The 17,770-nt window shown below is 62.3% G+C and carries 14 protein-coding genes and 1 tRNA gene; 11 read left to right on the forward strand and 4 right to left on the reverse strand.

Annotation, left to right across the window (positions count from 1 at the left end; all coding sequences use genetic code 11):
• Nucleotides 1-311: 311 nt before the first annotated feature.
• A complete protein-coding gene (locus ACEN9T_RS06080; protein WP_254775639.1) occupies nt 312-1,736 on the forward strand; it encodes a sensor domain-containing diguanylate cyclase in 1,425 nt (474 codons plus the stop codon).
• 55 nt (nt 1,737-1,791) lie between these two features.
• Here ACEN9T_RS06080 and ACEN9T_RS06085 read toward each other — a convergent pair whose 3' ends face one another.
• Complete coding sequence (locus ACEN9T_RS06085; RefSeq protein WP_092970779.1) at nt 1,792-3,003, reverse strand: EAL domain-containing protein; 1,212 nt, start codon at nt 3,001-3,003, stop codon at nt 1,792-1,794.
• Nucleotides 3,004-3,299: 296 nt separating this feature from the next.
• Here ACEN9T_RS06085 and ACEN9T_RS06090 point away from each other — a divergent pair, with 296 nt between their 5' ends.
• From ACEN9T_RS06090 to ACEN9T_RS06115, 6 genes are all read left to right on the forward strand, one after another.
• Nucleotides 3,300-4,688: an ATP-binding protein gene (locus ACEN9T_RS06090; RefSeq protein ID WP_092970778.1), complete on the forward strand. Its 1,389-nt coding sequence runs from the start codon at nt 3,300-3,302 to the stop codon at nt 4,686-4,688.
• Nucleotides 4,689-4,727: 39 nt separating this feature from the next.
• Nucleotides 4,728-5,096 (forward strand): response regulator, encoded by a 369-nt coding sequence (locus ACEN9T_RS06095; RefSeq protein WP_092970777.1) that lies wholly within the window; start codon nt 4,728-4,730, stop codon nt 5,094-5,096.
• Entirely contained in the window at nt 5,089-5,700 is a 612-nt protein-coding gene (locus tag ACEN9T_RS06100; protein WP_092970776.1) for a chemotaxis protein CheC, read from the forward strand. Before ACEN9T_RS06095 ends, ACEN9T_RS06100 begins: the two co-directional genes overlap by 8 nt.
• Before the next feature lie 39 nt (nt 5,701-5,739).
• A complete protein-coding gene (locus ACEN9T_RS06105) occupies nt 5,740-7,161 on the forward strand; it encodes an HD domain-containing phosphohydrolase (RefSeq protein WP_413705800.1) in 1,422 nt (473 codons plus the stop codon).
• Between the two features lie 86 nt (nt 7,162-7,247).
• Nucleotides 7,248-8,303, forward strand: coding sequence for a substrate-binding domain-containing protein (locus ACEN9T_RS06110; RefSeq protein ID WP_413706603.1), 1,056 nt, complete (start codon nt 7,248-7,250; stop codon nt 8,301-8,303).
• Between the two features lie 81 nt (nt 8,304-8,384).
• A complete protein-coding gene (locus ACEN9T_RS06115) occupies nt 8,385-10,034 on the forward strand; it encodes an ATP-binding protein (RefSeq protein WP_413705801.1) in 1,650 nt (549 codons plus the stop codon).
• A gap of 242 nt (nt 10,035-10,276) precedes the next feature.
• Here the strand turns inward: ACEN9T_RS06115 and ACEN9T_RS06120 are convergent.
• A tRNA-Leu gene (locus ACEN9T_RS06120) sits at nt 10,277-10,361 on the reverse strand.
• Nucleotides 10,362-10,540: 179 nt separating this feature from the next.
• Between ACEN9T_RS06120 and blaOXA the strand changes: the two genes are divergently transcribed.
• Complete coding sequence (gene blaOXA / locus ACEN9T_RS06125) at nt 10,541-11,368, forward strand: OXA-22 family class D beta-lactamase (RefSeq protein WP_260801133.1); 828 nt, start codon at nt 10,541-10,543, stop codon at nt 11,366-11,368.
• Nucleotides 11,369-11,377: 9 nt separating this feature from the next.
• Here the strand turns inward: blaOXA and ACEN9T_RS06130 are convergent, their stop codons facing one another.
• The gene (locus tag ACEN9T_RS06130) at nt 11,378-12,103 is read right to left on the reverse strand and encodes an ArsR/SmtB family transcription factor (RefSeq protein ID WP_092970771.1); all 726 of its coding nucleotides are present in this window, start codon (nt 12,101-12,103) and stop codon (nt 11,378-11,380) included.
• A 150-nt stretch (nt 12,104-12,253) separates the two neighbouring features.
• Between ACEN9T_RS06130 and ACEN9T_RS06135 the strand changes: the two genes are divergently transcribed.
• The 3 genes from ACEN9T_RS06135 (at nt 12,254) to mctP (ending at nt 16,369) form a co-directional block, all read left to right on the forward strand.
• The gene (locus ACEN9T_RS06135) at nt 12,254-13,615 is read left to right on the forward strand and encodes an MFS transporter (RefSeq protein ID WP_413705802.1); all 1,362 of its coding nucleotides are present in this window, start codon (nt 12,254-12,256) and stop codon (nt 13,613-13,615) included.
• Between the two features lie 1,066 nt (nt 13,616-14,681).
• On the forward strand, nt 14,682-14,861 hold the full coding sequence (locus ACEN9T_RS06140) for a DUF3311 domain-containing protein (protein WP_024978098.1): 180 nt from the start codon (nt 14,682-14,684) through the stop codon (nt 14,859-14,861).
• Nucleotides 14,861-16,369: a monocarboxylate uptake permease MctP gene (gene mctP / locus ACEN9T_RS06145; protein WP_092970767.1), complete on the forward strand. Its 1,509-nt coding sequence runs from the start codon at nt 14,861-14,863 to the stop codon at nt 16,367-16,369. Before ACEN9T_RS06140 ends, mctP begins: the two co-directional genes overlap by 1 nt.
• Before the next feature lie 96 nt (nt 16,370-16,465).
• On the opposite strand, the gene ACEN9T_RS06150 is transcribed toward mctP, so the two are convergent.
• Nucleotides 16,466-17,587 (reverse strand): ATP-binding protein, encoded by a 1,122-nt coding sequence (locus ACEN9T_RS06150; protein ID WP_413705803.1) that lies wholly within the window; start codon nt 17,585-17,587, stop codon nt 16,466-16,468.
• Nucleotides 17,588-17,770 lie beyond the last annotated feature (183 nt).

Raw genomic sequence — 17,770 nt, forward strand, 5'->3', positions numbered from 1 at the left:
CTCAGCCATATCGCCTAGGGGCGATGTTGAGATCAGGCGTTTGAATCGGCTGTCAGGCACGAAGCATCGTCGATCTTCTAGACTGTTCTTGACGGGTTTGCTGCGGCCATCGCTGCGTCAGGCCGGCCACGATGAGGGTGGCGTTGATCTATTCGGGCGTTTCGCGGTCTTCCTGACAAGAGCACACGAATATGGCGATCACGGTGAAGAGCAATCACAAGACCAATCGACTTCGCTGGCTTTTCCCCTATTGGGATCACCGCAAGGTGACGACACCCCATGCAATCGTGGCCGCGGGGGTTGTCATCGCGATGTCGATGGTGGTGATCTGTGCGGTGGTGCTGTATCAGAGCCGGCTGGACGCGATGGCCCGCGCCGCCGAGACCTCGCGTAACCTCGCTTTGCTGGCGGAGCGTGACATCGAAAGAAATTTCGAACTCTATACGCTGTCGCTCCAGGCCGTCGTCGACGGCGTGAACGATCCTGAAGTGATGAGCGCGTCGCCCAGGTTGCGTGGCTTTGCCTTGTTCGACCGTGCCGCAACCGCAACGTATCTGGGCTCGATGCTGGTGCTGGATACCGAGGGCAATATCGTCATCGATTCCGCTGGCGACGTGCCGCGCAAAGCCAACTTCTCTGATCGCGAGTACTTCAAAGTCCATCGCGACAATCCGAACGTCGGGCTGTACGTTGGCGATCCCTACGCGTCCCGCTTGCGGGATGGGGCGCCAAGCATTCCGCTCAGTCGGCGGCTGTCGCGGCCGGACGGCTCGTTTGCCGGCGTTGTGCTGATCGCGCTCCAGCTCGAATATTTTCACAAGCTGTTTGCCGCGCTATCCCTGGGGCCGCACGGATCAGTCGCGTTGATTGCACGAGACGGCACGATGGTCATGCGGCAGCCCTACGATGTGAAGGTCATTGGGCGCAATATCCGCAACGCTAGTACGTTCAAGCAGTTCCTATCGGCGCCGGAGGGCAGTTTTTCGGACACATCGACACTCGATGGCGTCGAGCGGCTGTATTACTTCAAGAACCTGCCCAACCTGCCGCTCATCATCATGGTGGCGGAAGCACATGCCGACATCTACGCGGCCTGGAAGCGTCGCGCGCTGATCATCGCCTTGCTGATGGCCGCGCTGGCACTTGGCTTCATCGCGCTGTCCTTCGCCTTCGGGGCACAGTTGCGGCGGCGCATGCGCGCGGAGTCGGAGCTGGCAATGCTGGCACGCACTGATGGGCTGACGGGGCTGAACAACCGCCGCACCCTTGGCGAAATCCTCGATCAAGAGTGGCGTCGCGCCAAGCGGACGCGCAGCGTTCTGTCCTTGCTCTTCGTCGATATCGATCGGTTCAAGATGTACAACGATACCTACGGGCATCAGGCTGGCGATGATGCCTTGGCGGCGGTCGCGAAGTGCATTGGCGACAATATTCGCCAGCCGACCGACAGTGCCGCGCGGTATGGCGGTGAGGAGTTCGTTGTGGTCTTGCCGGACACGTCGCCAGAAGGCGCTGCCTCCATCGCAGAAAAAATACGCGCGGCCATCTCCAACCTCGCCATCGAGCACAAGGCCAGCGAGTATGGCCGCGTGACTGCCAGCATCGGCGCGGCCGCATGGACGCCGGAACAGGATGTCGATGTGTCGGCCGTCATCCGTGCGGCAGATGCAGCCCTGTACGACGCGAAGGCAACGGGTCGCAACCGCGTTGCTCAGTCAAAGCTGAAGCCGGCCTAGGCGGCACGCATGCGTCGGACGCAATGGTGAAGACCGCGTGCCCGGCGAGCCCCGACTACACCGTGGTGTTTATCGAAACGGCTTCGAGTGGGCTTGGCCGCCCCAAGAGATAGCCTTGCCCGTTGCGCACGCCCAGGTCGGCCAGCATCGTTTTCTGGGGCTCTGTCTCGATACCTTCGGCGACGAGATCGCATCGTATTTCGTTGGCGAACGTCACCATGGCCTTGAGCAGCGCGCGCTTGATCGGGTCGTCTTCCAGATTGGTTGTCAGGTATGCGTCGAGTTTGATGAGGTCCGGTTTGAGCGCAATGATGTGGTTCATCGTGGAATAGCCGGAACCTGCGTCATCGATCGCGATACGGATCAAGTGGCGACGCAGCGGAAGAAGTGCTTCCTGCAGGCTGGGGTAGTCGTCGACCAGGGCGTGCTCCGTGATTTCCAGTACCACGCGATGAGGCGGGACATCGGGCAGCAATGTTTCCAGCTTGCCGCTGAGTACCGTGGCAGGAGACACGTTGACAGCCAGATAGGCGCCGGCAATCGAGTGCAATGCGCGCAGGCCTTTTTTGATGGCAAGCATTTCGAGTTCAACGCCAAGGCCGACTTCCCAGGCATCTGCAAACCAGCGATACGGTGGCCGTTGCTGCCCACCGGGAAACCGGGACAAGGCCTCAAGTCCGACCAGGTGTCCGTCCACTAAAGACCGTATCGGCTGAAAGTAGATCGAGAGTTGGTCATGTTCGATCGTGCGCTTCACGCGCGACAGTTTTTCGCTCACCTGCTGTGTTGCCGCTTTGTGTCGTTCGATCTGGCGCGCGATCACCCCAGAGAATGCGGTCATGAGTTCCAGGTCGCGGGAGTTCAGAGAGTAGTCGGGTCGGTCACTGAAGCAGCAGAACGTGCCGAACACGGATCCGTCGGCCAATTGAATCGGCACGCTGATGTGTGCGCCGATGGGAAATGCGGCGGTCATGGGCAACTCGCGCGCGGCTGCAAGTTTGGCTGCGTCTTGGATCAGTGGCGGTAAGCGGCCGTCAATCACCCGAGTGCAATAGCTGTCAGCCAGCGGTCCGGAATCGCCGACGCTGAAGGGCGGCCGCTCAGCACTGCTATCGACATACCGGAAGACACGTTTTGACTCGACGAACTCAGAGACAAATGCGAAAGGCATTCCCAAATGCGTCCGGACGGCACGCAGAATTTGCGCAATGTGCGCAGTCGCTTCAAGGTCGGCCTCGATGAGGCTACTGGTGAGAAGGTGCTCCAATTCCTCTCTCTCCTTAGCCGGATCATTTTTCCGGCGAGTGACCGTCTACCCATTTTCTGCATCAGTGGAGCGCCAAGGAGCAGTATGTCGGGACAGCGGTAATACCACACGCGACAAGTGTCTCGCACTTAACTCTAGATTATTTTGCGCAGGCTGCCGACGATCCAGATATTCAAGGGTTAATAGGGATTTGTACGCATCTGCCTGGGCAAAATCCGGCCGATAAACAGAGAGACGACCACGGAATCCAAGTGGCTGATAGCGAACACTATTGCCTCGCAGGAAGCATGCCAAACATGGCAGACATTACCCAACCCCAGTTATCTGATGCCATTGCACAATTGGTGAGTTGCGGCGTGTTTTCCGTGGATCGCCAGATGCAGATCCTGTCGTGGAACCGCTTCATGCAATATCACAGCGGTTTTTCCGGCGAGGATGTGATCGGCAAGGACATGTTCGCACTGTTTCCGGAACTGCCGGAAAAATGGCTGCGCAAGAAAATCGAAAGCGTATTCGTTCTGGGTGTCTCTGCGTACACATCTTGGGAGCACCGCCCGTATTTGTTCCGTTTTCGTCATACGCGGCCCATTACCGACACGATTGAATGGATGCAGCAGAACTGCAGCTTTATTCCGATCGAAGATGGAAATGGTGTGGTCATCGCGGTGGGGATTACGTTGCTCGATGCGACGGACGTATGCCTTGCCTATGGCGAGCTGAAGAAGCGCGAAAAAACCGTAACCGATGCGCTTCAGGAACTTACTGTGCGTAACGCCCAACTCTCCGCACTGAATGAAGAGCTGGCCCAGGCGCATCAGCAGCTGCTGCAGTCCGAAAAGCTCGCCGCCATTGGCCAGCTCGCCGCCGGTATTGCGCACGAGATCAATAACCCCGTGGGGTTCGTGCTCTCGAACCTGAACAGCTTGCAGCGCTATATGAGCACGCTGCTCGATTACGCACGCAGCCTGGATCAGCTGATTGGCCAGCATGCACCGTCACTCGACGCACAGCTCTTGGCGCTTGCGCAGGCGGCCGACATCGAGTTTCTGGCCGAAGACGCTCCCGCACTCGTGGCCGAATCGCAGGAAGGCCTGACCCGGGTGCGCGACATTGTGGTGGACTTGCGCGATTTCTCACGCGTCGACAGCGCCCACCAATGGGATCAGGTGGACATTCACCGCTGCATCGAGTCGACGCTCAACATCGTCCACAACGAGATCAAATACCAGGCTGACCTCGTGCGCGAGTACAGCGAACTGCCGGCCGTGACCTGCATCCCGTCGCAGATCAATCAGGTGGTGCTGAACCTGGTGGTCAACGCGGCGCAGTCGTATGCGGGCAAAAGCACCCAGGGCGGCGGGCGCGGCACCATCACCGTCCGCACCGGAACTGACGCAACCGACGCTGCATCGATCTGGTTTGAGGTAGCAGACGCCGGCAGCGGCATCGCGCCCGAAAACCTGAAGCGCATCTTCGACCCGTTCTTCACCACCAAGCCGGTCGGCAAGGGCACCGGGCTGGGGCTGTCGCTCACCTACGGCATTGTCAGAGCGCATGGCGGACGCATCGACGTGTCGAGCACGGTGGGTGTGGGCACGACCTTCCGCGTGACGTTGCCACGATGCAGGCCCGAAGCTCCGCCTGTCGAACAACAACCGCTGGCCGCTACCGCGCTGGCTATATAACGCAAGCCTCACGCTTTACGCCTGAAGGGGGACAACATCATGGCGCTACCCGTGCTCGTTGCCGACGATTCATCGTTGGCGCGCAAGCTTCTGATCAACGCATTGCCTGATGACTGGGATGTCGAGGTTACGCAGGCATCCAACGGTGCGCAGGCGCTGGAGCTGTTTCGTGCCGGTAAGGGCACGGTCGTTTTTCTTGATCTGACCATGCCGGACATGGACGGCTTCCAGGTGCTCGAACACATCCGCAAGGCCGGCGACGACGCCTTCGTCATCGTGGTGTCCGCCGACATCCAGTCGGGTGCTGTCGAGCGCGTCAAGGATCTCGGCGCCATCGGCTTCATTCCGAAGCCCGTATCGGCTGAGCGCATTGTTCCGATCCTGCGGGGGTACGGTCTCTATGAATGACCTGACACTGAATGAAGACCAGCGCGACGCTCTGCAGGAAATCGCCAATATCGGGATGGGTAAAGCGGGGGCGGCACTGGCTGAACTGCTGGGCGCCTTTGTGACGCTCTCGGTGCCGGGCATCAAGCTTGTCAACGCGGCACAACTGAAGGTGGAGCTGCTGGGCCGCGACATGGCCGGCGACGCGCCCTCGCCGGTGCGGCAGGCGTTTCAGTCCGATATTTCGGGCGAGGCGATCGTGCTGTTCGGCAAGGACGGCCGCGAAGAACTCGAAGAGCTGATGGGCTACGGCGACGCCGACGTAAACAGCGAAAGCGAAGCCCTGTCCGATATCGCCAACTTGCTCGTGGGTGCTTGTGTGCGCAGCGTCTTCGAGCAGCTCGGCCGCAATCTGTCGTTCTCGCGGCCAAGCTTCGTTCCGGCTGCGGTGCTGCAGCAAGCCTTGTCGGGCGAACAGTTCAATCGTTGGGATGTGGCGCTGTTGCTGGAAGTGCGCTTCACCCTCGAGCGCGGCGGCTTTGTGGCCCAGTTGGTGATGCTGCTACCTGAAACCGCCATCCGAAAAATGAAGCACGCGCTGGAGCAATTCCTGCAGGCGCTTTGAGACGCGCCCCGCCAGCCATCGAACCGTGAGACGCCAGCCATGCTTGTTTACGACGAAGACACCGCGCAAGCGAGCGCGCCCGACATCAAAGCCGCCGCGCAGCCAGAAAGCGCGCCCGCTTCTGCAACGTCTGCGGACGCCACGCCGTTGATCCTGCTGGTGGACGATGAGCCAGGCGTGCTCTCGTCGCTGCGCCGGCTGTTGCGGCCCACGGGCTACCGCGTGATTACCGCCGAGAGCGGTGCGGCGGCGCTCGACATGCTGCCGGTATATCCGGTGGATCTGGTCATTTCCGACATGCGCATGCCCGGCATGAACGGCGCTGAGTTCCTGGCACGTGCTCGTGAGCGTTATCCGGACATCATGCGGATCCTGCTGACCGGCTACTCCGAAGTCGATTCGGCTGTGCGTGCCATCAACGAGGGTGGCGTCTATCGCTACCTTAACAAGCCGTGGGATGACCAGGACCTGTTGCTCACCGTCAAGCACGCGATCGAGCAGCGCACGCTTGCATGCGAGGCGCGCCGCCTGAGCGAGTTGACGCAGCGGCAGAACGAAACGCTGCAGCAATTGAATGCCGGGCTGGAAACCCAGGTGCTGGCGCGCACCGAAGAAATTCGCCAGACCGTGATGTTCCTGGAAGGTGCTCAGCGGGACCAGAAAGCGAACTTCACGAATATGGTCAAGGTATGCGCCAGCATGATCGAGATGCGCTGTGGTGCCATGGCGCGCCAGTCGCTGCGCGTGGCCGATCTGGCGCGCCGCATTGCCATTGAATGCGGGTTGACGGGGCTCCAGGTGCAGGACATCTTCCACGCCGGCCTGCTGCACGGCATTGGCAAATTGTCGCTGCCCGATGCCCTGCTGAATACGTCGCTCGACAGGCTTTCCGCTGAACAGGCACAGCAGTTCTATCAGCATCCGCTGCGTGCTCAGATGGTGCTCACACCCGTGCCGCAGCTCGAGCATGTGGCGCAAATCATCCGGCACCAGTACGAACGCTTCAATGGCCGCGGTACTCCCGACCGATTGGCCGGAACGGCGATCCCGGTCGGCGCACGCATCGTGGCTGTCGCACGCGATTTCGAGGGGCTTCTGACGGGCGAGATCATCAAGGACCACGTTTCGGGCGATCAAGCCATGGAGATGGTCAAGGCGCAATCGGGCCTGCGCTATGACCCCGACGTGGTTGTGCGCTTCGTGGCTGTGCTCAGACAGCAGGGCGAGGTGATGCCTGTGCGGCAGATCTCTGCGGCCGAACTGCGGGAGGGCATGCGGTTGGCCGACGATCTGCTCACGCGACGCGGCGTGCTGCTCATTACGCGGGACAGCATCGTCAGTGCGCATCAGGTCTTGCAGATCAGGCGCTTCGAAACCCATGAGGATGTGCCGTTCGCGATTCTTGTCTATGCGCCTGTGCCCAATCCCACGGATGCGGCAGACGTGCCACCAGCAGCGTGAAGGATGACCTTCGGGAGGCGGCGATGGCCCCAGGCAGCGGCAAGCGAATGCTGGCATACCTGCTGTGCGTATTCGGGTGGGGAGCGATGGCAAGCCAGGCGATGGCCTCCGGCGGCATCGCCGACGACGCACGCATGCAGCAGATCGTCGCGCGCGCCAGCGAACACGGGGCCCCTTGGGATGGGCCCCAGGCAGGTCCTCGTGCGCAGGTCGGCATCACGCTGGCCGTCGTGAGTGAAGACTTGCGCAACGGCGGCATTCTTGGTGTTGCGAAAGGCATCAAGGAGGCCGCTGGGGCCATCGGCTGGAAGATCCGCGTCTATGACGCCGGCGGGACGCCGGAGGGCCGCAAGCGTGCGATGGCATCGGCCTGGGCGCTGCAACCGGACGGCGTCGTGCTCGTCGGAGGTGACGCGCATGAGATGCAGTCAGAACTGGTGCCCTTCGTGCGGCAGGGCAGGCCCGTGGTCGGCTGGCACGTAGCCGCAACGGCCGGCGCCATCACGGACAGTCCGATCGCCATCAATGTTTCCACCGACCCGATGGCAGTTGCCCGGCTCACGGCCATGGCGGCTGTAGTGGAATCGGCGGGCCACGCCAACGTGGTCATCTTTACCGACTCCAATTTCCAGATCGCCAGCGCAAAGGCTGCGGCGATGGCTGAGGTGATCAGCGCATGCAAGGGCTGCCGCTTGCTGGCCGTCGAGGACGTACCTATCTCGGGCAGTGCGCAGGCCATGCCCGCCGTCATGCGACGTCTGCTGGAGCGGTATGGCCGCGTGTGGACGCATACGCTGGCCATCAACGACATCTACTTCGATTACGCCGCCGCCGAGCTGACCCGCGCCGGCAAGCCCGACGGCATCCACATGCTGTCTGCCGGCGACGGCAGCGCCGCGGCGTTCCTGCGCATCCAGGCTGGAGCGTTTCAGACGAGTACGGTGGCCGAGCCGTTGAACCTGCAAGGCTGGCAACTGGTAGACGAGGTGAATCGGCTGCTGGCCCATCATGTGGTCACCGGGTATGTGGCCCCCGTGCACCTTGTGACGGTCAAGAACGTCGCTTTCGATGGTGGACCACTCGGGCAATACGACCCCGACAACGGCTACCGGGCCGTGTATCGCCGGATATGGGGCCGTTGAATGTTCAGCGCAGCCGCTGCCATCCGCTGTGCGCGCACGCCGCGGTACGGTCTGTGGCCCAGATCGCTCGGGCGTCAATTCATGCTGGTCGTCGCCATGCTGGCGCTGCTGATCTCGGCAGGCGGCATCACGGCGGTCTATGCGCTGCGCACCTCGGCGGAAGCTACCCGCAGGCTCGCCAGCGAGCAGCTCATGCAATTGCGCGAGGCGCAGGAACTCGTTCAGCGCACGTTGTTGATTGAGCGCGAATCGGCGCAGTTGGAAAAGACCTCGTCGGTGGAAGCCCTGCGCCGGCACTATGCCGAGATCTTGCGCAACCTTGAGGCGTTCGAGCAGTTGTCCGAACGGCTTGCTGCAACCGACGACGATATTGAAGTGCTCGATCTGCATCAGTCGACTCAGCTGTTTCGCAACGTCGTCAATATCGTCGCGCAGTGGTGGGAAAGCGAGCTGCAGCATGCCGGAACTGCCGGCGCGGCTGCACAGGCGCCGGCATCTGAACGCAACCTTGCCGGGCGCCGTTCCTTGGATGCGCTTTACATGCAAGCCGGCGCCATGGTGGTTTCGGCACAGCAGGTGTCGGAGCAGCACACGCGGGCGTTTCAGCAGGCGATGCAGGCGTTGGCGGTGGTTTCCGAGCGCAATCAGCGCTGGGTGACAGCGCTGCTCGCCACCAGCGTGGTGTTTGCCTGCCTGGCGGCTTACGGGTTGCTCGGGCGCCATGTGCTTCAGCGCTTGCTGCAGGTCAGCCGCAGCTTGCGCGAAGGACGTTCGGACGGGGCGCCCAGTGCGGTACCCGTCGATGGCGACGATGAGATCGGTCAGATGGCGCGCGCGGTCGAACAATTCCAGCGTGACCGATGGCAGCTTGCCCTGGCCCACGAGGCACTGCAGGCCGAGCGTGCGCGCCAGGAGCAGCTGCTGCACGAACTGGCCCAGACGCAGGGGCAGCTGCTGCAATCGGAAAAGATGGCGTCGATCGGCCAGCTCGCTGCCGGCGTGGCCCATGAGATCAACAATCCCGTCTCGTTTGTCAAAGCCAATCTGGGCAGCTTGCAGCGATACGTTGGAGGATTGCTCGACGCGCTGTCAGCCTACGAATCCCACGAGGCAGAGTTGGCGCCCGCCACGCGGGCTGCGCTTGCGCAGGTCAAGCTGGCGGCTGATCTCGAGTACGTGCGCGAAGATGTGCCGGGGCTGTTGGCGGAATCCCAGGAGGGGCTGCAGCGGGTCAAGACAATCGTGCAGGGTCTCAAGGATTTCTCCCATGTAGAAGAAGCGCAGCCGCAACCCGCCAATCTTGAAGCGTGTCTGGAAACAACAATCAAGATCGTCTGGAATGAGCTGAAGTACAAGGTGGAGCTGGTGCGCGAATATGGCGGAATCCCAGACATCGAGTGCAGGCCCGCCCAACTGAGCCAGGTGTTCATGAACCTGCTGGTCAATGCCGGACAAGCCATTCAGGACCACGGACGCATCACGCTGCGAACTGGCTACGACGCGGACAACGTCTGGGTGGAGGTGGAAGATACCGGGGGCGGTATCCGGCCCGAGCATCTCAGCCGCATCTTCGACCCGTTCTTCACCACCAAGCCCGTTGGCCTAGGGACGGGGCTCGGCCTGTCCGTCTCTTACGGCATCGTGCGCAAGCATGGTGGCCAGATCGACGTGCGCAGCGAAGTTGGCCGTGGCACGTGTTTTCGGCTCGTCTTGCCGCTGCAAAGCCGTTGATGCAGCGGGCGCATTCGACCGCCAGATTCCGATACGGCGCGTTCGTACCCCTTCCTGGAGCCGGCAACGATCCGAGCCGTGTGCTCTGCCTTGCATGGAATCGGCGGCGCCGGACGTCACCAGAGCAATGTGAGGCGATCCAGGACGGTTTGAATCTCGTCTCCGCCCGGACAACAAAAAACCCGCGAGGCTCATCGCCACGCGGGTTTTTTGTCGCCCCTGAACTGCTTGGGACTGTGTCTTGGTGCCCAGGAGAGGACTCGAACCTCCACGGAGTTACCCGCTAGTACCTGAAACTAGTGCGTCTACCAATTCCGCCACCTGGGCTAGGTGAGCGGCGCATTTTACCGACCGCCAAAAAATTTGCAAGCCCTTCTTTTCTGCTCGGCTATTCCACCGGCGCGCCAGCGTTACAGCCGTTACGCGTGTGGTGGTCAGCAGGACGGCAACCTCGCTGCTACGCTGCCACGCAGCTATTTGCATTCCCCCCAAACTGAGGTTGATCGATGATGAAACTCCGCCACGCCGCCACCGGCGCCCTGCTGGCCGCGCTTGCCACCTTTGCCCACGCCGAGCACCCGATCTGCACGATCGTGGCCGATGCTGCCACCGGCAAGGCCGTCTTGCACGAAGGCAAGTGCGACGAGCGCGTGACCCCCGCCTCCACCTTCAAGCTCGCACTCGCGGTCATGGGTTTTGACCACGGCTTCCTCAAAGACGAGCACACCCCGGTCGAGCACTTCAAGCGTGGTGACCCCGACTGGGGCGGCGAAGCCTGGCACCAGCCCATCGACCCGGCGCTGTGGCTCAAATATTCGGTGGTCTGGTATTCGCAGCGCATTACGCATGCGATGGGCGCGCAGACCTTCCAGGCATACGTGCGCAAGCTGGGCTACGGCAACATGGACGTGAGCGGTGACCCGGGCAAGAACAACGGCATGGATCGCTCGTGGATCACCTCGTCGCTGAAGATCTCGCCAGAGGAGCAGGTCGGCTTTATGCGCAGGATCGTCAACCGGCAGTTGCCGGTGTCGGCGCGCACCTACGAGATGGTCGACCGTACCGTGCAGACCTGGCAGGTGCCGGGCGGCTGGGCCGTGCAGGGCAAGACGGGCACGGCCGGCCCGGCGCCGGGCAATACATCACCTGATGGCACGTGGGATCAGGCGCACGCTTATGGCTGGTTTGTCGGCTGGGCCAAGAAGGGCGACAAGACTTACGTATTTGCCAACCTGATCCAGGACGACAAGGTGGAGCCGACCTCGGGCGGCATCCGCTCGCGCGATGCGCTGCTTGCCCGCCTGCCGGAAGTGCTCGCCTTTGCAGGGCACTGATCGACGGCGTTATGCGTGACGGTGTTCGGCCTCGCTGCGCACCGTCGCTTCATCCACGCCCAGGCGCTGATGCAATTCCTGCCAGCCCTTGGGCGTGACCAGCACGGCGCGCGAATCGCGTGCGCGCAGCATCCAGCCGACATCGCATAGGCGACGCAGGAACTGCACCCCCAGCGGCCCCGCCAAGTGATGCGTGCGCTCCGTCCAATCCAGGCATTGCCGCGCCAGCCCGCGTCGCGTCGGGCGAATGGCGCACACATCAAGCCCCACGTCGCCAAACCAGGTGATGCCGGCGGGCGTGATCTCGTATTGCTTGTCTGGCATCGGCAGCAGATAGCCGCGTGATTGCAGCGCGTGCGTGACGGCCACGCCCACCTGCCCGGCAAGGTGGTCATAGCAGCAGCGGCAGAAGCCAAGCTCTCGCGCCTTCGGGCTGGGTGTGGCGCGTCGCACGGCCGCTGCGGGCGTGATGGCCGCCAGGTGTTCCAGCGCTTGCGCTACATGTGCCCCGGCCAGCCGAAAGTACTTGTGCCGTCCCTCGGTTTCCACCACCACCAAGCCACCGTCGAGCAACTTGGCCAGATGCGTGCTGGCCGTCTGCGCGGTGACGCCCGCGGCATGCGCCAACTCCCCCGCGGGCAGCGCGCGCCCATCAAGCAACGCCGTCAGCATGGCCGCCCGTGCCGGGTCTGCAATCAGGAAGGCCGTGCCGGAAAAGCTGTTCGGATGCGACATGTCCGACTCCTTGTCATGTGGCCATTCTAGGGAGCTGCGCGCCGCGATGCTTCGACACGCATCGAAGCGTTGCCAAGGGTGCCGGCACTACGCTGGGGCCATCGCTTGCTAAAGCCAAAAACCAGAGGCTCCAAGATGGATGGAATCACGATGCAACACGCGCATGCCAACACCGCGACACATAAGCGCCTGGTGCTGTGCGTGCTGTCGATGGCTGTGTTGGTCGCACAGATCGACACCGCCGTTGTCAACCTGGCGGTGCGCCCGATTGGTCAGTTCTTCCACGCGGAGGTTGGCCCGCTGCAGTGGGTGATCGACGCTTACAACCTCGCCTATGCCGCATTGCTGCTCAGCGGCGGCCTGCTGGCCGACTTGTATGGCCGGCGGCGGGCATTTGTGTCGGGTGCGGCGGTCTTCTCGGTGGCATCGGTGCTGTGCGCGCTGGCGCCGTCGATCGGATGGCTGATCGGGGCGCGTGCGATGGCAGGTGTAGGTGCGTCGTTGCTGCTGCCGGCATCGCTGGCGATCCTGCGGGTGGTGTGGCGCGACCCGGGCGAACGTGCGCATGCACTGGGCGTCTGGGCCGCATGCAACGGCTTGGCCATGGCGATTGGGCCGACGGCGGGCGGCGTACTGGTTACGCACTTCGGCTGGCGCGCCGTGTTCTGGGTGGTGGTGCCGGTGAGCGTGGCCATCATGGCGTTGGCCGTGCGCGTGGTACCGGAATCGTCCGACGCCGCGCATCGCCGTTTCGATGCGCTGGCCCAGGTATTGGGCGCCATCACGCTGGGTGGCCTGGCCTTTGCCGCTATCGAAGCGCATCAGGCGCCCGTTGTGGCGGCAACCGTGCTGGCCGTGGCGATCTTCGCGCTGGCGTGGTTCATCCGCGTTGAGGCGCGCCACGGCGGGGAGGCGCTGGTGCCGCTGGACCTCTTTCGCGTGCGGGAGTTTCGCGGCGCCATTGTCGCCACGGCGGGCATGACGTTCGGCATGTACGGCGCACTCTTTTTGCTGCCGCTCATGTGGCAAAGCACCAGGCGCTTCAACGTCATTGGTGCAGGCATTGCGCTGATGCCGATGGCGCTGGTCTTCATGGCGGTGTCGCCCCTGTCGGGCACGGTGGCGCGCCGCCACGGCGTGCGGCTGGCCACGGCGGGCGGGGTGGGCATCATCGCGCTGGGGCTGCTCACGGTGGGGGCGTTTGCAGGTGTCGCATCGGTGGTGCCGGCAGCCATCGGGCTGGCGCTCACGGGGCTCGGCATGGGCTTTGCCACCGGCCCGCTGATGGGCGCGGCGGTAGGCGCCGTGGGGCCGGAGCGTTCCGGCACGGCATCGGCGCTTGTCAACGTGGCGCGCATGACCGGGGCGACGTTGGGCGTGGCAATTCTGGGGGCGGTGTATGCCGTGTGCGGCAGCGGCGCATCGGGGTTGCGCGTGGCCATGTTGTGCGGTGGCGCGGTACAGCTCGCATGCGCCGCCGTGGCGTGGCGGCATGGCGCTGAGCGCCACTGAGCGCGCTGCAATGCCCTGCCGCTTTTACGCCGGATTGGAACAGGCAAGGCCATCTGACGCATCGCAAAAAAATACCCGGCGAGGGGATTGCCGGGCTAAGTGGGATGTGAATGCATAAGACAGAATCACCTTACAAGATTTTCTTTGATCAGATTGAAAACAAATTTAAAACACAACACGTTTTTGAGGATTTGCTCTAAAGAAACGGGCGCTTGAGTATCAACCGGTGTGCGGGTTTTTCCTGATGGCTGCGCCATTTTCGGGTTGATGGCAAACGATTTCCTCTTGAAAGAGGAATTTCAATGGCGGTGCCTTTCAAGTAAAAAAAGAAGCTAAAAAACCAAATGAAAAAGACTTTGTTGGATTGAACTGAATTGGGAAGTTGATTCAATCAAATTCCGTTTTTAATTGTCGATCTGACCGGATATGTTCGCCGCCAGGAGCCCATCGGCACGCGCACCACTGCATGAGCAGGCATTTGCATTGATCGAATTTCGGGGCGCGTCGGCCGGCAAGAATTCGGGGCTTTATGTGTCGGTTCAGCGCCGAGGGTTTCAGCTTGAAGTACTCGGACGGCCGCCGCCGGCACGGCTACGACGGCAAGCTCGGCATGCGCTGGAACTGGTAAGCCGGCCGCAACGCGGCAGCGCTGCACCGTGCAGAAACCCTGGGCACGCCAGGGCTTATGCTGCGTCACAACAATCAACGGGGAGCCACTGCGGCTCCCCGTTGTGCTTGGTGCCATGCGGCACCGTGGTGGCTTGCGAGTTTTGCTCACGCGTTTTTCGGTTGTCTGTCATGACAGGAATTCGTGAAAACCCTAGGAAACCCGCACCCACCTTAGCGATTGGTTATTTCATGCGAAAAGCCTACGCTTACTACGTAGTACTACGTGTGGCTGCTGCGTACAGGTGCGGATGGCTTTCCCGGGGGCGCGCGATCAGAGTGCGCCGGATAACAACAAAGGCGGAAAGCATTCCCTCAGACATCCGTCTGGCCGCGCATCGGGCGTGGCACCTCACCTGTTCAAAACAACATCCGAAGTCCCCGAACTAGGAGACAACCCATGAAGTTCTTGCTCGCGCTGCCTTTCATCGGCCTGCTGTGGGTGCCGTTCTACAACCAGGAAATGCCTGCGCTCTTCGGCTTTCCGTTCTTCTACTGGTACCAGTTCCTGTGGGTGCCGATCACTTCGCTGCTGATCTGGATCGTCTTCAAGAACGGTCAGAGCAAAGGAGAAGAATGATGGGCGGACAAATCAACTGGACTGCGCTGGCGGTCTTCATCTTCTTCTTCGCGCTTGTCACCGTGCTGGGTTTCATCGCCTCGCGCTGGCAGCGGGGCAATTCCGACAAGGGCGCCCACATTGAAGAGTGGGGCCTGGGCGGCCGCAACTTCGGCACCTGGATCACGTGGTTCCTGGTGGGCGGCGATTTCTACACCGCCTACACCGTGATCGCCGTGCCGGCACTCGTGTATGCCGTGGGCGCGTATGGCTTCTTCGCGCTGCCGTACACGATCCTGGTGTACCCGATCGTCTTCCTGATCATGCCCAAGCTGTGGAAGGTGGCGCATGCCAACGGTCACGTCACGGCGGCCGATGCCGTGTATGGCCGCTACGGCTCGCGCTCCCTGGAGTTTGCGGTGGCGCTCACGGGCGTGGTGGCGACAATGCCCTACATCGCCCTGCAGCTCATCGGCATGGAAGTCGTGATCAAGGCGCTGGGTTTGACGGGCGAGCTGCCGCTGGCGGCCGCGTTCGTCATCCTGGCGCTGTACACGTATTCCGCCGGCTTGCGGGCGCCTGCGCTCATCGCCTTCGTCAAAGACATCATGATCTACATCGTGGTGCTGGTGGCGGTGGTGCTGGTGCCGGCCAAGCTGGGCGGCTACGGTGCGGTGTTTGCCACCGCGCATGATGCGTTTGCCCTGAAGGGCGGCGCCACGGGCCTCACGCTCAAGCCTGCGCAGTTCCTGCCGTTCGCCACGCTGGCAATTGGCTCGGCACTGGCGGCGTTCATGTATCCGCACACGCTCACGGGCATCTTTGCCGCGCGCAGTGCAGACACGATTCGCAAGAACGCCGTCTTCCTGCCCGCCTATACGGTGCTGCTGGGCTTGATTGCGCTGCTGGGTTTCATGGCTTATGCGGCAGGCATCAAGGTCACGAACAACAACGACGTCGTGCCCGCGCTGTTCAACGCACTGTTCCCGAGCTGGTTCACGGGCTTTGCGTTCTCGGCCATCGCTATTGGTGCACTGGTGCCGGCGGCCGTCATGTCGATTGGCGCGGCCAACCTGTTCACGCGCAACTTCTGGAAGCCCTACGTGGCCCCGGACCTCACGCATGCCGGTGAGGAAAAGGTCGCCAAGGTGATTTCGCTCATCGTCAAGGCGGGCGCTCTGGTGTTCATCCTGTTTCTGCCGACCAAGTTCGCGCTGGACCTGCAGCTGCTGGGCGGCGTGTGGATCGTGCAGACGTTCCCGTCGGTCGTGTTCGGGTTGTTCAACATCTCGAACCGCTTCCGCGCACCCGCGCTGCTGGCCGGTTGGGCAGCGGGCATGATTGCCGGCAGCTGGCTGGCGTTCTCCGACGGCATCAAGCCCGTGCACACCTTTGTGATTGGCGGTGACAAGTACACCATCTACACGGGCCTGGCGGCACTGGCCTTCAACATCATCGTTGCGGTGGTGGTGCAGTTGCTGATGGGCAAGCGTGGGGAGGAAGCCGCTGCGCTGCGTCAGGCGGGCTGATCGACGCTGCGATTCGCAAGAAGGAAGAAAGAAGAGAAGTGGCCGGTACCTCAGGGTGCCGGCCCTTTTTTTTTCATGCTGGGCGAGCGGCAACAGTCAAGCCGTCGCCGAAAGAGGAATCCGTACAGTGAACGTCGTGCCGTGTTCCGACGATTGCACATCAATCGTCCCGTGATGCGCCTGCACAATGCAGCGGCAGATATACAGGCCAAGCCCAATGCCGGCGGCGCTCCCGCTGTGGTCGGGCTGTTTGGCGCGGGTGAGCGGATCGAACAGTGTTGGGAAAGCGGAGGGCGGTATGGGGTTGCCCTCGTTGGAAACGGCAATCGTCATCTGCCCGTCGCGCCCGGCCGCTTCGAGGGCGACCCGCCCCGATCCGTAACGCACCGCGTTGGCCAACAGATTGACCAGCAGCTGGCCGATCCGGCTCCCGTCCCAGGTGCCACGAAGTTCGCCCGCAAGGCGCAGATCGATCTGCGCTTCGGGGTAAGACGCGCACACTTCGTCAATGGCATCGCTGCACAGCCGCCCCATATCCTGGGGGCTGAACGTCGTCGGCAGAAAGTCGCCAAGCCGCGTGCGGGTGAAGACGAGCAGATCGTCGATCATCTGTTGCACGCGCATCGCACCTCGCTGTATGAATGCGACCGCGCGTACGCTGCGCGACGACAGCCCGTCGTCATGCAGCAGCGTTTCGGCAGAGGCCAGGATCGCGCTGAGGGGCGAACGCAGGTCATGCGCGAGCACGCCGGCAAACAGGTCGCGCATGCGCTCGGTTTTCTGGGCATGTTGCCGCACCGATTCGGCAAGCATCTGATCGATGGCTTCGTTGAACCGAGTCATCTCTTGCAGTGCGAGCGCGTGTGACTGTGGATCCTGCTGCCACCGGCGCAGCACGCTGGCGCGCAGTGCGCGGTATTCCGCCACCACATCGTTGATGTCGAACCCGTGCGAGAGGCGGTCGTCGGCATGCTCGTGGGCCGCTTCATTGAAGCCGGACTCCGAAGGCGCTCGGTCGCCCTGCGATTTGGCCCGCTGTTGCTCGGGCGTCTGCCGCTCGCGCATGTCGGCGGCAATCCGGCCGAGAAGGTCACGAATCGAATTGCGCAACTGGGATTCGGAAAGACCGGCGCGGCCGCTGCTGACCGTGCGCGCGTATTCCGTCCAGTCGTCGACGATGCCGGCGAGGTTTGCCTGGATAAAGTCGGATAGCGTCATGGTTTTCCTCAATGGTTGCGAAAGCCATGTTGAGACGGGCGATTGGGTGCAATGAGGCCATTGCCCACATGGTGGGAAGGGTCGTTGCCCGTTTTACCGCTACAAGGTATGCAAACTGCGTTCCAGTTGCTAGCCGGGTGTGGAGATGCTCTCCGCCCCGCAACCGCTGACCGCGCCGGTGCG

The organism is Ralstonia sp. Ralssp110 (assembly GCF_047325135.1).
Taxonomy (GTDB): Bacteria; Pseudomonadota; Gammaproteobacteria; order Burkholderiales; family Burkholderiaceae; genus Ralstonia; species Ralstonia mojiangensis.